Source organism: Diplocloster agilis (assembly GCF_019042275.1).
In the GTDB taxonomy this organism is placed as follows: domain Bacteria; phylum Bacillota; class Clostridia; order Lachnospirales; family Lachnospiraceae; genus Diplocloster; species Diplocloster agilis.
In genome coordinates this window covers 32659-51175 of record NZ_JAHQCW010000002.1, presented here as the reverse complement: position 1 = coordinate 51175, position 18517 = coordinate 32659, and the positions used below count along the sequence as shown (strand labels likewise).

Annotated in this window: 16 protein-coding genes; 2 read left to right on the top strand and 14 right to left on the bottom strand. The window is 49.1% G+C overall.

Annotation, left to right across the window (positions count from 1 at the left end):
• Positions 1 to 162: 162 nt before the first annotated feature.
• The 6 genes from KTH89_RS01680 to KTH89_RS01655 all read right to left on the bottom strand — a co-directional run bounded on the left by KTH89_RS01680 (position 163) and on the right by KTH89_RS01655 (position 8502).
• A complete protein-coding gene (locus tag KTH89_RS01680) occupies positions 163 to 1362 on the bottom strand; it encodes a ribonuclease E/G (RefSeq protein WP_334300796.1) in 1200 nt (399 codons plus the stop codon).
• 16 nt (positions 1363 to 1378) lie between these two features.
• The gene (locus KTH89_RS01675) at positions 1379 to 2086 is read right to left on the bottom strand and encodes a TIGR03936 family radical SAM-associated protein (protein ID WP_408639953.1); all 708 of its coding nucleotides are present in this window, start codon (positions 2084 to 2086) and stop codon (positions 1379 to 1381) included.
• On the bottom strand, positions 2061 to 3929 hold the full coding sequence (locus KTH89_RS01670; protein WP_238720387.1) for a TIGR03960 family B12-binding radical SAM protein: 1869 nt from the start codon (positions 3927 to 3929) through the stop codon (positions 2061 to 2063). The genes KTH89_RS01675 and KTH89_RS01670 overlap by 26 nt, the downstream gene beginning before the upstream one ends.
• 275 nt (positions 3930 to 4204) lie before the next feature.
• Positions 4205 to 5320 (bottom strand): metallophosphoesterase, encoded by a 1116-nt coding sequence (locus tag KTH89_RS01665; protein WP_238720386.1) that lies wholly within the window; start codon positions 5318 to 5320, stop codon positions 4205 to 4207.
• Between the two features lie 95 nt (positions 5321 to 5415).
• Positions 5416 to 5943, bottom strand: a complete 528-nt coding sequence (locus tag KTH89_RS01660; protein WP_238720385.1) for a TetR/AcrR family transcriptional regulator — start codon at positions 5941 to 5943, stop codon at positions 5416 to 5418.
• Between the two features lie 201 nt (positions 5944 to 6144).
• Positions 6145 to 8502 (bottom strand): response regulator, encoded by a 2358-nt coding sequence (locus tag KTH89_RS01655; protein WP_238720383.1) that lies wholly within the window; start codon positions 8500 to 8502, stop codon positions 6145 to 6147.
• 275 nt (positions 8503 to 8777) lie between these two features.
• Between KTH89_RS01655 and KTH89_RS01650 the strand changes: the two genes are divergently transcribed.
• A complete protein-coding gene (locus KTH89_RS01650; protein WP_238720382.1) occupies positions 8778 to 10220 on the top strand; it encodes a GntR family transcriptional regulator in 1443 nt (480 codons plus the stop codon).
• Here KTH89_RS01650 and KTH89_RS01645 read toward each other — a convergent pair.
• From KTH89_RS01645 to KTH89_RS01625, 5 genes are all read right to left on the bottom strand, one after another.
• Positions 10189 to 11049 (bottom strand): helix-turn-helix domain-containing protein, encoded by an 861-nt coding sequence (locus KTH89_RS01645; protein ID WP_238720380.1) that lies wholly within the window; start codon positions 11047 to 11049, stop codon positions 10189 to 10191. The two genes, KTH89_RS01650 and KTH89_RS01645, sit on opposite strands and share 32 nt — an antisense overlap.
• A gap of 216 nt (positions 11050 to 11265) precedes the next feature.
• Entirely contained in the window at positions 11266 to 11814 is a 549-nt protein-coding gene (locus KTH89_RS25080) for a ferritin-like domain-containing protein (RefSeq protein WP_158344275.1), read from the bottom strand.
• Between the two features lie 330 nt (positions 11815 to 12144).
• Positions 12145 to 13125 (bottom strand): D-isomer specific 2-hydroxyacid dehydrogenase family protein, encoded by a 981-nt coding sequence (locus KTH89_RS01635; protein ID WP_238720379.1) that lies wholly within the window; start codon positions 13123 to 13125, stop codon positions 12145 to 12147.
• A 234-nt stretch (positions 13126 to 13359) separates the two neighbouring features.
• The gene (locus KTH89_RS01630; RefSeq protein WP_158344236.1) at positions 13360 to 13614 is read right to left on the bottom strand and encodes a hypothetical protein; all 255 of its coding nucleotides are present in this window, start codon (positions 13612 to 13614) and stop codon (positions 13360 to 13362) included.
• Positions 13615 to 13641: 27 nt separating this feature from the next.
• Positions 13642 to 14088 carry a GatB/YqeY domain-containing protein gene (locus KTH89_RS01625; protein ID WP_158344237.1) on the bottom strand — a complete coding sequence of 149 codons (447 nt, stop codon included), beginning with the start codon at positions 14086 to 14088 and terminating at the stop codon, positions 13642 to 13644.
• Positions 14089 to 14293: 205 nt separating this feature from the next.
• Between KTH89_RS01625 and KTH89_RS01620 the strand changes: the two genes are divergently transcribed.
• The gene (locus tag KTH89_RS01620) at positions 14294 to 14674 is read left to right on the top strand and encodes a MerR family transcriptional regulator (RefSeq protein WP_238720377.1); all 381 of its coding nucleotides are present in this window, start codon (positions 14294 to 14296) and stop codon (positions 14672 to 14674) included.
• Positions 14675 to 14751: 77 nt separating this feature from the next.
• On the opposite strand, the gene xdhC is transcribed toward KTH89_RS01620, so the two are convergent.
• The 3 genes from xdhC to xdhA are packed head-to-tail and all read right to left on the bottom strand — an operon-like array spanning position 14752 to position 18426.
• Entirely contained in the window at positions 14752 to 15240 is a 489-nt protein-coding gene (gene xdhC / locus KTH89_RS01615; RefSeq protein ID WP_238720375.1) for a xanthine dehydrogenase subunit XdhC, read from the bottom strand.
• On the bottom strand, positions 15233 to 16120 hold the full coding sequence (gene xdhB, locus KTH89_RS01610; protein ID WP_238720374.1) for a xanthine dehydrogenase subunit XdhB: 888 nt from the start codon (positions 16118 to 16120) through the stop codon (positions 15233 to 15235). Before xdhB ends, xdhC begins: the two co-directional genes overlap by 8 nt.
• Before the next feature lie 14 nt (positions 16121 to 16134).
• On the bottom strand, positions 16135 to 18426 hold the full coding sequence (gene xdhA, locus KTH89_RS01605) for a xanthine dehydrogenase subunit XdhA (protein WP_238720372.1): 2292 nt from the start codon (positions 18424 to 18426) through the stop codon (positions 16135 to 16137).
• Positions 18427 to 18517: the final 91 nt, after the last annotated feature.

Genomic DNA, 18517 nt, shown 5'->3' with positions numbered 1-18517 from the left:
ATATTCCTATAACCCGCCCGTTTACAATCCTAAGCACTTCACAATCAGCCATAGCCACAGGCTATACCTATCTCTATCTTACCATCGTCCGGCGGTAACGGCAATCAAAACCATATAATAAAGATCACTATTATATAGAAGCGCTATTAATAGAAATCAGTATTAATAGAGATACCCGCTCCCATGGCAGACCGGACAGGCCTGCGTCAGTTGCTCATGCAGCGGCTTACGGATCTTTTTCCTGGTTAATTCCACCAGATTCAGTTTGCTGATCCCTACCAGCGAGGTTTTCACAGGGTCCTGCTTCAGGGAATGCTCAAAAGCGTCCATCAGCATCTGGCGGTCTTCCCTCCGCTCCATATCGATAAAATCTACGATGATGATGCCGGACAGATTGCGCAGCCTTATTTGCCGGGCAATTTCTTTTGCGGCCTCCAGATTGATCTTAAAAAATGTGTCCTGCATCTGCTTGTGGCCTGAAAATTTACCGGTGTTTACATCAATAACGACCAGCGCTTCCGTCTGCTGAATCACCAGGTAAGCGCCGGACTTTAACCATACCCGCTCTCTTAACGCCTCCTGCAGAGCGGCTTCCAGATTGTATAGCTTTATTAAGGGGAAGGGATCGCGGTATAGCTTCAGCTTTTTCTGATCTTCCGGCTGTTTACACGACAGGTATGACAGCATTTCTTCATATAACCGGGGATCATCGGTCAGGATCTCATCCAGAGAATCCATATACGTATCTCTTAAATGAGTCATATGCCCTTCCAATGCCTTGTGAAGCAGGGAAAAACACGGACGGTGGGCCGCGATTTTACAAAGTTCCTGGTATTGCAGGATAAGCTGACGGATCTCCTGGAGCAGTTCTTCTTCGGAGGCGGCTTTGGCATTGGTCCGTACCACAAAGCCGTAGTCTCCGTCGGCAAAAGGTTGGACCAGCGCTTTTAATTCCGATTTTCTGTCTTCCGGGATCTTGGCGGATACACCGATGCGCTGGCTGCCCGTGGTTAATACCGCGTATTTTCCGGTAAAGTTCAGGTTGGTGGTAACCACAGGGGCCTTTGTTTTCACGGCTTCCTTGCTGACCTGAACCAGCAGCTCATCGCCAACCTTTAACGTGTTCCCGGTTTTCGCGGAAGTAAAGATCGGATTTTTCAGGTCCTGAAACGCCAGATAACAGATGACCTGATTGCTAATTTCCACAAAGGCGGCCTGGATGTTGTCAACGATATTCCTGACACGCCCGATATAGATATTACCCAGTAACTGCCCTGCCGTTTCCTCTTCACACGTTAATTCCATCAAAGTACCATTTTCGTATAATGCGGTGATAATGCGCGGTTTTTCCCGCAGCAGCATTTTTGTAATAATTAACTTATTCTCCAATGTCTTCACCTAACGCTTCCAAGGGGAGCAGAGTGTCTTCACTTCTGGCATAGAGCTCTTTTCTATGGATCTGTATGCCAAACTGCGGCAATTCAAAACCGGAAAAGGCGGCAAAAGCTTCCATCACTAATTCAGGTTTTAGATTGTCCGCGCTTCCGGCGGATAACCGCATAGATATTATGTCACCTTCACATAATTCCAGAGAATAAATCAGTGGCTTTATGTCAACTACTTTCTCGCTTTTCTTTGTTTTTTTCAGAATGGGGATTTCATCCTGAGAAAAGAAATCCTGCAGCTGATCCTGCCACGCAAGAGCCGGGGCGCAGCCCTCCCGAAAACAGACAAGATAGTCCGCTGCGGCTACTAACGACATGGCGTTGCCCGCGTCATCGGGCAGAAGCCGGTAACGGAACACTTTCATTCCTTCCACCATAACGTCATTTAACCGCCGGACGGCCTCTTCACTTGGAAGGCACTCTTCTGCTTCGATATCCATGTATTCCCCGTCGCTGGTAAGCCCAACCCCCAGGGGGGAAGCAAAGGACATAATCATATGAGGGCTGTAGCCGCCGGAATATGAGATGGGAATGCCCGCCCTTCGCATGGCTTTCTGAAAATACCGCATAATATCCAGGTGCCCGATAAATTTCATGGCGCCGTACTTGCCGAACTTAATTCTGATTTTCAAAACAGACACCTCCTCCATAAACGGCCGCGCCGCATCCGGAACATTTTTCCCGGCAGTTGGGCGTGACAATTTTCTGCGCCGCCCTCTCCCATTCTTTAAAGAGATGGCGTTTGGTTACGCCGATCCGGATAAAATCCCACGGGAATACTTCATCTTCCCCGCGTTCCCGGACCGTATAGAAATCCACATCCAGCCCGCAGTCTTCAAAAGCTTTCATCCAGCGCTCATTGTCAAAGTATTCGGACCAGGCGTCATAAAGGGCTCCGCGCTCATAAGCCAGCTGAATGGCCGCGCCGATCCTGCGGTCCCCTCTGGCGAAAATACCTTCCAGCACGGTGACATCCGCTTCATGCCAGTTGTATTTGATGCTTTTCCGGTTCAGCTGGTTTTTGATCTCCAGGTTAACGGTTCTGGCTTTGTCCAGGAATTCTTCTTTTGTGCACATTCTGGCCCACTGGAACGGAGTAAAGGGCTTTGGAACAAAAAAGGAGGTGCTGGCCACGATCTGGCATTTGCCGGAACGGTTTTCTTTCGGGACCGTTTCATAATAAAGCTCCGCGATCTTTTCCGAGAGATGGGCGATACCCCGGATATCCTCCTCCGTCTCCGTCGGAAGGCCCAGCATAAAATACAGCTTGACCCGGTTCCAGCCGCCGATAAAGGCAAGCCTGGCTCCGTTTAAGATATCCTCCTCGGTCAGGCCCTTGTTGATCACATTGCGCAGACGCTGGGAACCGGCCTCCGGCGCGAAGGTCAGGCTGCTTTTCCGAACGTCCTGCACCTTACTCATGACATCCAGGGAAAAGGAATCGATCCGAAGGGAAGGCAGGGATATATTGATCCCCTGTCCCTTGAATTCTTCGATCAGAAACTGAACCAGCTCCTCTAACTGTGAATAATCACTGGAGCTTAAGGAACTTAAGGAAATCTCCTCATGGCCGGTATTTTTCAGCATTTCATAAGCATACTGTTTCAGGACTTCCAGATCTTTTTCCCGGGTCGGCCGATACAGCATTCCGGCCTGACAGAACCGGCATCCGCGGATACAGCCTCTTTGGATCTCCAGAACCACCCGGTCCTGGGTTACCTTAATAAACGGCACGATGGGCTTCATGGGATAAGGAAGCGGGTTGACATTAAGAGCCATCTGTTTTTCGATTACTTCCGGTACATCGGGGCGCACCGGGCGGAACTTGTCCACGGTGCCGTCTTCAAGATAAGTGGTTTCATAGAACATCGGTACGTAGATACCCGGTATCTGTGCGGCCCGCAGCAGGAAATCCTGCCGTGACCCGCCATTTTTCCGGTGTTCCTTGTAGGTGTCAAGCAGCTGGTCGTACACAGTCTCCCCTTCTCCGATGTAAAACAGATCGAAGAAATCCGCCAGAGGCTCCGGATTATACGTACAGGGGCCGCCGCCGATCACGATGGGATCTTCATCGGTCCGGTCCCTGGCGATCAGCGGAATTTTACTCAGATCCAGTATCTGAAGGATATTCGTATAGCACATCTCGTACTGTATGGTGATTCCCAGGAAATCAAAGTCCTTTACCGGGTCCTGAGACTCTAACGCAAACAGTGGAATTTCCTTTTCCCTCATGATCCGGTCCAGATCCACCCAGGGAGAATATACGCGTTCACACCAGGTATCCTGGCGTCGGTTAAATAAATCATATAGAATCTGAATGCCCAGATGGGACATCCCGATCTCATACACATCCGGGAAGCACATGCAGAAACGGATGTCGATCTGATCCGGATCCTTTGTTACTGAGTTTACCTCGTTCCCAATGTAACGCGCGGGCTTTTCTATCGTCATCAGTATTTCATCACTTAAAGCTAGTTTTCTCATCTTATTCCTTTCAATTCCTATTTCTTTCCAAATTAGATACAATCTAAATTATTATATACATTTTGGGTAAGAACTTCAAGTAGATGTTCTTAATCGGCCTTAATCGGCCTCTTCCATTCTGCCATTCTGCGCATTCTGCCGCCGTACGATCCCGCGGAGGGCATTTTAGTACCATAAAAGTGTAGGTGATAGAGAGTAATTAACTCTGACAACTGCACTTTTATGGTACGAAAAAGAAGCATGTCCTAACATGCCTCTCAAGCGTTCCCCTTCATTTATTTATCTGGAATAATGTCTATCACAACATATTCACATTTTCCCTGTGTACGGGCAGGAAAACCCCATCCGGCAACTCCGGAGGATACGATTAGCGTGCATCCCTCCATCTCATATTTCCCATAGTTCGGCTCAAGGAACCAGTCTGTAAAATAGCCCACCGGAAATATCTGACCCGCATGGGTATGGCCGGACAGCTGCAGATCCACACCCAGCTTGGCATTCTCTTTTGTCTCAACAGGCTGGTGGTCGGCTGTTATGATAAACCGGTTCAGATCCGCATCTTTTAACAGGTATTTCGCGGCGGCCCGTCCGTCCCGTGTGGACACATCGTTTCTGCCGGCAAGCACCAGCTCTTCTCCCACAGGAACCCACCGGTCACACAAAATAGTGATACCATTAGATTCAATTGCATCCTGCAGTTCCTGCACGGTATAGGTGCGTGCCCCGGAAGCCGCATCCGCATAATCCTGCCGGTCATGATTTCCGTACACATAGTAAGTGCCGAAGGTGCTCTTAAGCCCGCCCAATACTTGAAAGGCCTCCTCCATAGACGTCTTTGAAGTGCCCTCCTCCACAATATCCCCGCCAAGCACAATCAGGTCAGGGTTCCATGCATTTATTTCATCTATTTTATTTTTTAGTACATTCCGGTTTTGAATCGTATCATAGTGGAGGTCTGTCAGCAAAATTACTCTATAATTAGCTTGGACTTTATCCGTGGAAATGGTATATTCCGTTGGGACAATATTTCTTATTTGGTAAGCGCCGAAACCGAGAAGCAGGCATGTGATACAAACCGGGACAAGGCCGCTGTGGTAAATACTGCGAAAGGTCCGGTACCATCTCTCTTCCCTGCACTTTCTCCCCACACGCCGTATGACAAAAGCCCCCACATCCATCAAAAAGAACAAAGCCATCAGGTGCAGCGCAATCAGTAGAGTCATTCTCCACAGCCAGCACAATAAGGCCACAGCCAATACTGCGCCAACCCGCAGCAGACGGATGTTCCATTTCTTAACCGGGATTCCATAGAGCGACAGCCATCTGCCTGTCAGCCAATAAAGGCCGGATGCCAGTGCTAGCAGCATCCCAACTAATATAAATATAACCACAGCGTTTTCTCCTCCTGCTTTCTATATAGATATCGATATGAATGAATATTCCGAAGATTTTGCAAATCGCTGCGCTTCCACTTACCTTCCGGGTCTTAAAACAGTCCCCGGATCATATCGGAAAAGACCTTTTGGATAATCTCCGGGCATTCCTGGTCATACTTCAGATTCATATGAAGCAGGCTGGTCAGCACGGCCTCCAGCCGGATATCATTTTCCCTGCTGTTTTCAAGCGGACAGGATTCGTAAATCTTCTTCGTTAGTAGTTTGATCAGATAAGGTTCCGACAGCGACATATCCCGATGCCGAAAGAGCCGGCAGCAGTGATCGAGATTTTGATGAATGGTATCCTTAAGTTTATCCAGAAACTGTTCCGGCTGTGTAAGAAAAAGCGGAAAATAATCCATGGAAGCAATAAATTTGTCCAAAAATACCTGTATCAGCCTATCGTGAAGATCGTCGATATTCTGAAAATGAAGATAAAAGGTACCTGTATTGATTTTTGCCCTGCGGGAAAGCTCCCTGACCGTTATTTTTTCAAACGGCAGTTCTTCCAGCATATCCAGAAAAGACGACTCTACGGCCTCCAGCGTTTTTATCACTCTCAGATCATTTTCATTCATTAATCTCTCTCCTGTTTTATGAAATTTTCTAAACAGTATCTTAGTCGCCCGCAGTATCTCATCACTGAAAATAACCGACACAAAAAAAGAGTACAGAGGCTTTTCACACTCAAATGGATAGGGACGGAAAAAAGCATATACTCTGGAAAGTCTGTATTCAGTTATCAACGCTTACTAACGTCTGGAACGCCTATAAAATATTTACGACAGCAAATTATGCAGAACCTCCAGCAGCCTGTTTATATCTATAGGCTTCGCAATATGGTCGTTCATGCCGGCGCTGCGGGCCTTGACCACATCGGCGGCAAAAGCGTCCGCTGTCATCGCCACAATAGGGACTGTCTGCGCGTCGCTTCGTTCCAGAGAACGGATGGAGCCGGCGGCGTCGTATCCGTTCATAACCGGCATCTGGATGTCCATCAAAATAGCGTCATAAAATCCGGGGGCCGAAGCTTGAAAAGTATCCAGAGCCAGCTGCCCGTTTTCTACGGTATCCACGTCTATATGCTGCATTTGCAGCAGTTCCACAGCGATCTCACGGTTCAGATCATTATCCTCCACAAGCAGTACACGCCTGCCGTACAGAACCGGCCATTTTTCTTCCTCCGAGGCTGCTGTCTCCAGCTTGTCGGAATCCAGGAATAACTGCAGGACCTGCAGCATTTTGGACTTAAAGAGGGGCTTGGTAATAAAAGCATCGGCGCCTGCACGCAGAAATTCTTCCTCGATGTCGGAATAATCGTATGCGGAGATAATGATAATAGGGACATCTTTACCCAGTGATTTCCTTATCTCTTTTAAGGTTTCCAAACCGTCCATCTCCGGCATCTTCCAGTCCAGGATAACGGCGTAGAAATCCTCTTTTTGCGCGTGTGCTTCAGAAACCATGCGCAGGGCCTCCGCTCCGGATAATACCCAGCAGCCCTTCATTCCCAATTCGTTTAAAAGCGCCGTGGCGCTTTCACATGTTATCTGATCGTCATCCACCACCAGCACCGGCAGACCGGCCAGCTCACGATTGCCCGATTCCTCTTTCTCACATAGTTCCAGCGGAATCGATACGGTGAATTTGCTTCCTGCACCCAGCTCACTTTCCACCTCGATCGTACCGTTCATGATACGGACGATATTGTCCGTAATCGCCATCCCAAGCCCCGTCCCCTGCAATTTGCTGATGCGGGGGTCCTCCGCCCGCGAGAAGGGCTCGAACAGATAAGGCATGAATTCTTCGGAGATCCCGATGCCATTGTCCGTACAGATAAATTCATACTGGCTTTTGCCGGAAGAAAGGGTACGGGTTTCATCCATTCTCAGGCTGATGCTGCCGCCTTCCGGCGTATATTTTATGGCATTTGAAAGCAGATTCATCAGAATCTGCTGTAACCGGTCGCCATCCGCGATAACCTTCTCGTGGCTTACCTGGCCGATACTGATCTGGAACTGCTGCTTCTTTTCGGTGATCAGCGGGCGGCACACATCTGTGACACTCTGAATCAGATCCGGGAGATTGACCTCTTCCAGGGTGAGATCGATCCTGCCGCTTTCGATTTTGGACATATCCAGGACTTCGTTGATCAGGCTTAACAGATGCCTGCTGGAAGTGCCTATTTTGTTCAGACAGTCCCGAAGCTTATCAGGGGAGTCCAGATTGGCCTGTGCAATTGCGGCCATACCCATGATTGCGTTCATGGGCGTACGGATATCATGGGACATGGAGGAAAGGAAGTCGCTCTTGGCCGAACTTGCCACCCGGGCCGCGTGATAGGCGTCTTCCAACGCCATATGCTGTCTCTCCTGTTCTTCCCGTTCCTCTGTCATATCAATGCCGACACTGTAAAAGGATTCAATGCCATCCCAGCTGTCCTGGCTGCTGACATAACTCAGTGTAATCGTGCAGATCTTTGTTCTTTTATCCCGGGTGATGATACGCGCTTCCATAATAGTATCCTCACCTGTTTTCATCGCGTTTTTCATCAAAGTGATGGCACGCTCTTTGTCCTCCGGATGCATATAGAGACACTGGGAATGTAATTCTTCTTCAAATTGTTCCTGGGTATAACCGATCATCTGCAAAAATCCACCGCCGTACCAAAGGATCGTGCTCATATCCCGGGCGTCCACCCGGGCCAGTCCGCCGGGAATGGTCCTTAGAATCGCTTCCCGCTCCCGGTCCTTTTTTGCCAGCTTATATTCCAGGCTGTAATTGTCATGCGACAGCTCCAGCCTCGCCCTGCGCCCATTCCAGTCCACGATCCGGTTTTTGATCATAAAGGTGCGGTCTAATACCGGATTATAAAATTCCCATTCATAGAATTCCGTTTCTGTTATACGGTCGTTGGTGCAAAAAGGGCAGGGGGAAGTGCGGCCCTGAATGACCTCGTAGCACTTACAGCCAACCATCGATTGAAACGAACGGCCCAGTGTCTCGCAGGCGGTTTTATTGAGATACAGCAGTTCATAGGTCTCAATGTCGCTTACGTAAGCGTTGCCTATATATTCATCCAGCATCCATGGAAAATAGCCGGCCCGTTTCTTTAAACTCTCTAATGAATCCATCATGTTCTCCTTCGGTACAAATAACTGATTCCTGTATTTGGTGTTTCAGCCGATGAATCAGCTATTTCAGCCGAGCCACACCTTGTTCATATCCCAATTTATACTGTAGAGTATAACAAAATCTGACAAAAATAGCAACCATATTGCATACCGGCAGATTCCAAGGGGTTACCCGTTTTCGCATACCCATTTTTGCAAAGTAGAAATAATACGAAATAAATGCTATACTGATTTTTGAACCATGACCGATTTTTCATTAATAAGGAGAGGGATCAACGTTGGAAAAAGATATGGAATTGTACCAGGTGGTTTACAATATCCTGGTTACCCAAATAGAATTCGGTACATACCGGTACGCAGATCATCTGCCTACCATAGAGGAAGCCAGCAGGTTTCTTCAGGTTTCGTGGGATACGGTTCGGGCCGCGTACCTCAGGCTTAAACATAATGGGTATATCGATCTCACCAAAAGAATGGGGGCTACGGTAAAAATTGCCTACAAGGAATCGGAAATCCAACAGCATATCCGGGATTTTTTCTCGGTGCGCCAAAACGCCCTGATCGATCTGAGCCGATCCATGCGCCCTTTGTTCAGCCACGCCCAATGGCTGGGTTTAAAAAGCGCATCGCCCCAATTGCTGGATGAGATCGACCGGCTTGCCATGCTAAGGGATATTCTTCCGCCCTATTCTATGATGCAGCATCTCCAGCGGATCTATGGCGCTTTGCACAATGAACTGCTCATGCGTTTTGTCTGGCATACGTTCATGTTTTTTCAAGCTCCTTTCCTGAGTATCCCAACGAACCTGAAAAACTTCCCGGAGGAGAGTTCTCCTCTTCTCACCATGACAGAATGCTGCCGCCAAAAAAACTGGCCGGAGCTTCGAACGTGCGTTGAGCATTTTCAGCAGGAGTTATCCGCCGCGCTATGCCGGTTTTATGACGATATGAATCCAACTGACACGAAAGACCGGCAGATATCCTATTCCTGGAACAGTTATAAAAAGCCGTCCCAGATCTGCTATTCCCTTGGTATGGAGCTTCTGATCAGCATCAGCCGGGGAGATTATGAGGCCGAAAGCTTTTTGCCTTCTCTCGAACGGCTGGCGAAAGAAAAACAGGTCTCCGTCAGCACGGTCCGCCGTACGCTCCAGCTGCTGGGCAATATTGGCGCTACCAGATCTGTGAACGGAGTCGGCACACAGATCCTGCCATTGGAAGAATGCGCAAAAAACTGCGACTTTTCCCAGCCGAACGTCCGGAAACGGCTGCTGGATTTTGCGGAGAGTCTGCATTTCCTGGCTTTATCCTGCAAAATATGTGCAAAAGACACGCTTTCAACCCTTGACGCCTTATCCAGAACCCGCTGGAAAGAACGGCTTATATACATCAAGCAGGCAAATCGGTACGAACTCGTCGTATATATATCCCTTGAATGTATTTGCGCCCTGTCTCCCAGCCGTGTCATCCGGACCGTGTACGAAGAGCTGCTGCAGCAGCTCTTCTGGGGATATCCCACACGGAATATGCATGGAGATCAGAAGGCCATCAACGCATTCTACCGGCCTTATTATGACTCGTTGCTGGATTCTTTCGATCGGGGGGATTCAGAGGGCTATGCGGATCAATTGGAAGAAATCATGATGTATGAAGTCCGGTTTGCGGTGGAACAGCTGGTAAAGCTTGGCATCAGGGAAGCGGCTGATCTGGTGCTGCCGTAGATAATACAAAGCGCTGTGTGGGGTACCCAAACTCCGTCAGAAGCTCGGCCTCCGCAAATCCCAGATCTTTGATTTCCCGGCGCTGTCCGGTATCCGCTTTGTCGCCCTCCCGGTAAGTGGTGATACTGATGTCCCGGCCGGTTTGCAATTCGTCCATAACTTTTCGAAGAAAAGCCTTTTGAATCCCCCTGTTTCGATAAAGGGGATGGCAGCCCATAAAATCTATGCTGCCGGTATTATATGAAAACAGCAGGATGCCAATGGCCATCTGCCGGTCTTTTAGGATCAGGGCCTGTCCGGTTTGAATTCGTTGCCTTAGCACCTTGATATAGTCCTGTTCGTCCAAATAAGGGAAACCGTCAATGACCAGCCGCACCAGTTCCATCCAGCGCGGTATGTCTTCTTCTGCTGCATATTCGATCTTCCAGTTTATCTGGTCTTTCACATGAAGCATTTCAAAGTTCCCTTTTAAATTATATTTTAGCTGAAGCGGGTAAAACTTTTCATTTTCCCGATATCTGCTGGGCGGCATCTTATACATGGCGGTAAATATATTCGTGAACGCCTGCTGGCTTTCATAGCCGGCAAGCAGCGCGATGTCCAGAATATTTTTATCGGAAAACACCAGCAGCTTGGCGCTTTGCGTCAGCCGCCGCCTGTTAAGATATTCATGCAGAGTTATGCCTACTGCGCCGGTAAACATGCGGTGTAAATGATATTTTGAATAATGGACCGCGTCTGCTACACGGTCAAGATTCAGTTTTTCCGTCAGATGTTCTTCCATATATTCGATCACGGATACGATATCATCAATTCTATAATTTGGCATAGCGCTCCTCCTAACGGCCTATCATTATACACGTGTCCCGCTTACAACGTTTCATCATTCTTGCTGACTTTGCTTTTTCATCCATTCTACCGCAAAAAAATACGGATGAAAAGCAAAAACCCCGGAAAAAACCGGCCTGTTTTTACAGCGCCATGACTTTTTCCGGGAGTTTTGCTTTTCAATATTCCCAAGACTGCGGGCGGTTGATGAAACAGCCTAGCAGTTGCTGACGTATCGCTGATAAAGATCCTGAAACACTTGGATGTGAATCTGTTCATCCAGGATAATACGCTTGAGATTTTCCACAATATTACAGTCTTCTATACGCTCGAGCTGATACTGGTATTTCTCGATCGCCCGTTCCTCGCCCTGTATTGCGTAAGTCAGCAGTTGGGAAAGCTCCACGGGATATTGATTATACCGGGGAGTCCAGTAGGCCATTTGATTTCTGGAACGGGTCCAGAGCCTGGGATCCACCCCCAGCTGCAGCGCCAGCGTGCCAAAGATCTCCAGATGATGCATCTCCACAATGCTTACATGATGGAAACAGCTGGCGATTTCCGCACAGTATGCGGTCCGCAGATGATTGTAAAAATACAGGCTGACCGCAGACATTTCGGAATTGTTACCGCCCACATTATCCAACATGGCAAAAGCATATGTACGGTTCTCGCATAACGCCTTAACAGGGGGATAAGGCAATTTTGCCTGATATAAAGGGCCTCCCTCACCGGCGGCTTGTGCCTGCTGGGAGTGCTGCTGCATCTGCTGCTGGGGCTGCTGTTGCGACTGTTGCAGAGACTGTTGCTGAGGCTGTGCCTGAGACTGCATTTGCTGTTGGGCTTGTTGGCGCATCTGCTGCATCTGCTTCTGCCCTTGCTGAACCTGCGCCTGCTGCATATATTGCTGCTGTTGTGATACATATTGCTGCTGAACATGCTGCTGGGACGTTAAAGACTGCTGGGTATGCGCGGACGCGGCAGAGGTCTTCTGACAATTGGAATCCGGCGTTTGATTTCCTTCCATAGTTCATTCCCTTTCCTGAAGAATTTATTCTATTATCACCATATGAAAGGGAAGGCGGATTTAGACCTGTCACAGTTCCAGCCTGCAGCTGCCGCACTTCTCAAACTCCAGAAGATTCCGTACCCCGCAGGATACCATGCTCTCCACCGCCTCGATCGTATAGAACGCCATATGCTGCGTCATGGTAACATTAGGAAATTGCCGCAGATAGGCCATCTCCCGATTGCTGATAATATCGGTCCTGCGGTCCTTATGGTAGATCCCCTCTTCATTTTCAATCACATCAAGTCCCAGGGCGCCGATTTTTTTCGTTTCTATACCGTCTAACAGCGCCTCCATATCAATCAGCTCTCCTCTGGCCGTATTGATCAGAATCACCCCGTCTTTCATCTGACTCATAGCGGACCGGTCGATCATGTGATATGTTTGCGCATGTAACGGCACATGAAGGGAGATGATATCGCTATCCCGGTACAGCGTATCCAGCGGGACGAAAGTTACCTGATGTTCCAAGTCAGGAACCGGATGGCGGTTAAAAGCCAGGATCCGGCAGCCAAATCCCCGCAAATTTTCAATAACCGTGCGCCCGATCTTGCCGACTCCCACGATACCGACGGTAAGATTGCGCATCTCCCTACCCTCCAGGCCCGGAAGCGAATAATCGTTGACATTGCCCCGATAAAGGGCCTGCTTATAATTTCTCAGAGACATTAGCATAAGCATGACCGCATAGTCGGCGACGCCATTCGGCGCATAATCCGCGTTACTGACTTTTAATCCGATAGACCTGGCATATTCCACATCGATATGGTTGTATCCAATCGTGCGGGTGGAAATATATCGGACGCCCCGTTCCTTCAGACAATCCAAAATGCCTGCATCCAGTCGGCTTCTGCCGAGAACCGATATCCCTGCGCTGTCCGTCAGCATCCTAAGATTCTTCATATTGAGAGGGTCCGGACAAAGCACAAGATCCAGGTGTTGGTCCCGGGCTAACTTTTCAAAAAAAGGCCTCTCGTCTTCTCTAACTTCAAATGCTGTTATTTTCATAGTAACATCCTCCTGGCCATGAAATAAAATACCGAGTAAGTTTTGGCATTTCTATGATACAACAGGAGGATGATTCCGCGCAAACACACGGTTTAAAGCATTTATGAATCAACGCTTTAGCGTAATTTATATCCTATGCAACGCACATAATACAGTAAAAAAAGATAGTTAAAAAAGAGGTTATCTCTGCCCTTTCGGTTCTAGATAACCTCTTTCCTGTCATTTAAAATACGCTTACGCATCCAATTCCTTTTTCTCCGCCATTCCACTGAGGAATTTTACCATCACCGGTATATAAGTGATACTGAAAATCAGAACGGCCGCGATAACAACCGCTTTCTTATGCTTTTCGGAGACAGCGGCTCCGATCAGGATACCCAGAGCCAGCAAACACAGCTTGATCAGCGTCATATCGCTGACATCCATGGACTGGATATACTCCTTTGCGTTATCCAGATACTTTTTTACAGCCTCCCATACATTCTTCATCCGTTCTACCTTCCTTTCTTAGCGCCGTCAGGCAAATAATTTTCCAACGAGAGCATTCACCAGTTTTCCGTCGGCTCTGCCCTTTACTTTGGGCATCAGCTCTTTCATGATACGGCCCTTATCTTTTCCCGTAGGTTCCGATATGCCAAGGTCATCCAGCACCTGCCGGATCACGGCCTGAATCTGTTCCTCACTCATTTCTTCCGGAGCGAATTCTTTGTAGACAGCCAATCTGGCCCGGCATTCCTCCAGGATATCCGTTCTGTCGGCGGGACAGGAATCCATAGTTTCCTTGGTCTGTTTAATCTCTTTCGCAATAACCGCATTCTCTTCCGCCTCGGTTAGTTCTTCCCTTTTATCAATCTGGACGTTTTTCAGCGCGCTTAAAAGCATGGAAAGAGAATCCTTGCGGCTTTTATCCTTATTTTTCATGGCGGTAACCATTTCCGCCCGTATCTCGTCAATCTTACTCATAACATGCACTCCTTTTTGTTTGATTTGCTATTTTCCAATCTTTGTAGTTTTTCTTTTATTATAGTGAACCGGACGGGTTCACGCAAGGGGTTTTGAAAATGAATTTGCATCCGCGGGACCATAGCAAATTTTCTGATATTCCTGTATAATAAAATTGCCTCGAAAAAACTCGCTGATATACCAAAAAGAGAAAGGAAGAACCGCCATGACCTATACCATTCGACAAGTAGCGGAAAAAGAGGGAATCACCACACATACCATCCGATATTATGACCGGGAGGGACTGCTTCCCCTGCTGGAAAGGACGGATAGCGGAATCCGGAAATTTTCAGAGGAAGACATCCATTGGCTGGAGCTGATCTGCTGCCTTAAGAACTCCGGGATGCCGCTTCACAGGATCAAAGAATTTATGAATCTGTGCCTGCAGGGAGAAGCCACCTGTGAAGAAAGAAAACAGATACTGGTAGAACATAAACAGGCGATCCTAAAGCAGATGGAAGTATTGGAGACAAGTCTGAACACCGTGAATTATAAGATCGATCATTACCGTGAAATCGGTATCTTTCATATCGACCGCAAAGACTGATGGAAAATGGGAACGTGCCGGCATAAAAAGCGGTTTGAAGCACCACTTTTTATGCCGGCACGTTTTGCAGCATACTGCTACTCTTCTCCAACGACCTTATAGGTCTCTTCGACAATCCGTTCCATAGCGTTTAAGATGTTTTCATATCCGGTACACCGGCACAGATGGCCGGAGATCATTTTGCGCAATTCCTCGCGGTTATATTTCTTGCCGGTTCCGACGATTTCCACCGCGGTCATGATCAGGCCCGGTGTACAGAAACCGCATTGAACGGCCGCCTCGTCGATAAATGCCTGCTGTATGGGACTTAATTCGCCGTTCGGCCCTTTCAGGCCTTCTACGGTCAGAATACGGCGTCCCTCGGCCCACATAGTCAGATAGATGCAGGAATCTATGGCTTCTCCGTCCACCAGGACGGTACAGGCGCCGCACTCTCCCACTTCACAGCCCTTCTTTACACTGGTGAGGCCCAGCCGGTCCCTTAAGGTGTCCACCAGCGCTTCTCTCTCATCAACCGCCAGTTCCACTTCTTTATCATTTACGATCATTTTGATTACTTTAAGCATGGATCTCACCTCCTGCATAGATGACAGCCTGGGCCAGCGCCCGGCGGCTCATTTCTTCGATCAGCTGCAGCCGGAATTCCCGGGAGGCTCTCCAGCTGGTTCTGGGATTTACTTCTTCCAGGACACCCTTTCCAACGGCGTTTAAAAGCTCCTGCCCTAAGGGCATCCCCTTTACGCTTTCCTCCGTCTTCGTACAGCGCATCGGAGTGGGGGCGGCTACACCGAAAGCGATCCTTAGGTCTTCCACCGCTGTTTTATCTGCATTCAGCTTAACGTGAACCGCGCAGCCCATCGTGGCGATCTCCATAGCTTCCCGTTTTCCATACTTAATATAATGGCCGCCAAAGCCTTCATAATTTTCCCTGGTGATTCGGACTGCGGTCAGAAGTTCTGTGTGCTCCCGCACCGTACGGCCCGGTCCCGAATAAAATTCCTGTATCGGAAGCAGGCGCACTCCGTCAGGCCCGGTCAATTCCAGAACCGCATTCAGGGCAAACAGGCTGGACGCGCTGTCCGCGCTGGTGACTCCGTTACAGACATTCCCCCCGATCGTTCCGATATTGCGAAGCTGGGGGCCTCCGGCCTGATCCACCGCATTACCCAGAATAGGGATATGCTTTTTAATTATATCGTTGTTGGTGATGTGGGAAAATGTAGTGGCCGGTCCGATCACTATGGTTCCGTCATCTTCCATTCGGATCCCTTCAAGCTCCGGAATTCCATGGATACTGACTAAAGAACAGCCGGCCATTTTGCCTTCCCGGATCTTGATCAGCACGTCGCTTCCTCCGGAGATAATGACGGCGTCCGGATCTTCCCGGAGGGCACGGATACAATCCGCCACATCCTTTGCCTGATAGTATTTTTCTATATCATACATCGTCTATACCTCCTCTAGATCAATCCTGCTTCTTTAAAATGTGACACCAGCTTCTGCGGATCAAGCGGCAGGGAATCCACCGCCACTCCCGTCGCGTGCAGCAGCGCATTTCGGATCGCGGGTGCGACCGGAATCGCCGGCGGCTCGCCTAACGCCTTGTTTCCGAAGGGGCCGGTCGGATCATCCAGCTGGACAAAATCCACATGCAGATCCGGCGTATCCATAGCGGTCGGAAGCTTGTAATCCAGCAGATTGTCATTCAGAGGCCGCCCGGACCGGTCGAATAAAAGCTGCTCACTCAGGGCATATCCAAGTCCCATACTCATACCGCCGTGGACCTGGGCTTCAGCCAGCTTCGGATTGATGAGGGTACCGCTGTCATGAACATTTATAATATTCAGCACTTTTATCTTACCCAGAGGCATATCCACTTCAACTTCCGCAAAGCAGGCGCCGCTTGAGAAGGTATTTTCCTTACAGTGATAGGTGGACTCCGCCGTGATATGAACAGAGCGGTCCAGGCTGTAGAAGGCCTCCGTAGCCAGCGCTTCCAGAGTCACCAGGCATTCTCTGCTCTCTTTATCAACCACATTGTTATCCTGTATATCCAGAGCGTCCGAGGGCATCTTCAGCAGATAGGAACCATAGTCCAGAATCCGTTCCTTTAAAAGCTGAGCGGTCTGCTTTAAAGCCTTGCCGCTGACATAAGTCTGTCTGGATGCATAGGCGCCGGTATCAAAAGGACTGATATCGGTATCCTGCGTGGAGACAATATAAATACGGTCTTCCGTAATTCCGGTTACTTCGGCGGCCATCTGGGTAAATACCGTATCCGCGCCCTGGCCGATCTCGGTAGCGCCCATCTGCAGCTGTATGGACCCGTCCTGATTCAGGATCATGCGGCAGGAAGCGGTTTCCAGCGAAATGGGGTAAACGCCGGTTTTATAACAGAATATCGCCATTCCGACGCCGCGGCGCACCGGTCCGGTCTGATTCCCGTATGCCTTGCGCTTTTCATCCCAATGGATATAATCTCGGCCCTTTTCCATACATTTTTTTAAACCATAGCTGTTAAATTTCACTTTGGTGTGGGGGTCCACATAACCTTCCGGCATGCAGTTCTTAAACCGGAATTCGAGCGGATCCATACCGATCGCGTTAGCCAGATCGTCGGTGAGACATTCCGTCGCAAAATCCGATTGGGGGATGCCGTAGCCGCGCATGGCCCCGCCGACGGTAATATTCGTATATACGGTATAACTGTCGGACTCCAGAGCTTTTTCTTCGTGATAGAGCTGTTTAAACGCATTAGCCGCGTTGGCTACGATGGCGTGGCCGTGGGACGCATATCCGCCCTGGTTGGAATAGGCCTCGAATTTACGGGCGACTAAAGTGCCATCTTCCCGCACCGCGCCTTTTACGTGGAATTTTATGGCGTGACGCACTCTGGTACAAGCCAAAGTTTCTTCTCTGGTCAGTTCCAGGCGTACGCCTCTGCCTCCCACCTGAGTGCAAAGGAACGCGTTTAACGGTTCATATAATACATCCTGCTTATTGCCAAAGCCGCCGCCGATATAGGGCTTGATCACCCGGATCTGTCCCCAGGGAACCCCAAGAGCCTGGCCGATCACCCGGCGGACGATGTGGGGAATCTGGGTGGAGGATGTGACGATAATCTTGCCGTTTGCCATATAAGCGTAAGAAACCGGCACCTCCAGATGACAGTGCTGGACGGGCTGGGTTTCGTAAGTTCTTTCAATCACATGTAAGGAGGGCTCTTCTTTAAGCGCCTGGTCAAAAGTCATATCCCCAAGCTGAAAGGAGGAATGCGCCAGAACATTTCCCGGCTTTTCCTCATGGAGAGTCGTGGCGCCCTCTGCCATAGCCTCATCCGTAGTCAGAAGAGGTTCATAGACCTCATACTCTACCTTAACCAGACGTGCTGCCCGATTAGCTGCGATTTCATTTTCTGCAATAACTGCGGCGATATCATCGCCATAGACGCGGACTCTGGTGTTCAATAGCTTTCTGTCCGACACATCCTGGTGAGCGGCTTCCACGGACCAGGGATGGCCCGGGGTGGGGAACTGTATATCCGGTACATCGAAACAGGTGACGATTTTTACCACGCCGGGGACTTTCAGTGCTTCTTCCAGATCAAAGCTTTTCACCACGCCGTTGGCGATGGTGCTATGTACGACTTTTGCCACCAACAGGTCCTTGGGTGCCAAGTCCGCCACATATTTTGCTCCACCGGTAACCTTTTCGTAAGCGTCGACACGTTTTAACTCTTTACCGACTCCCATTGTTAAAACCTCCTTACATATGCCAATGTACCAACCTACAGGTCAAACTACCCTGCCGGCCGGTACATTGGTATAAAAATTTTTAATTAAA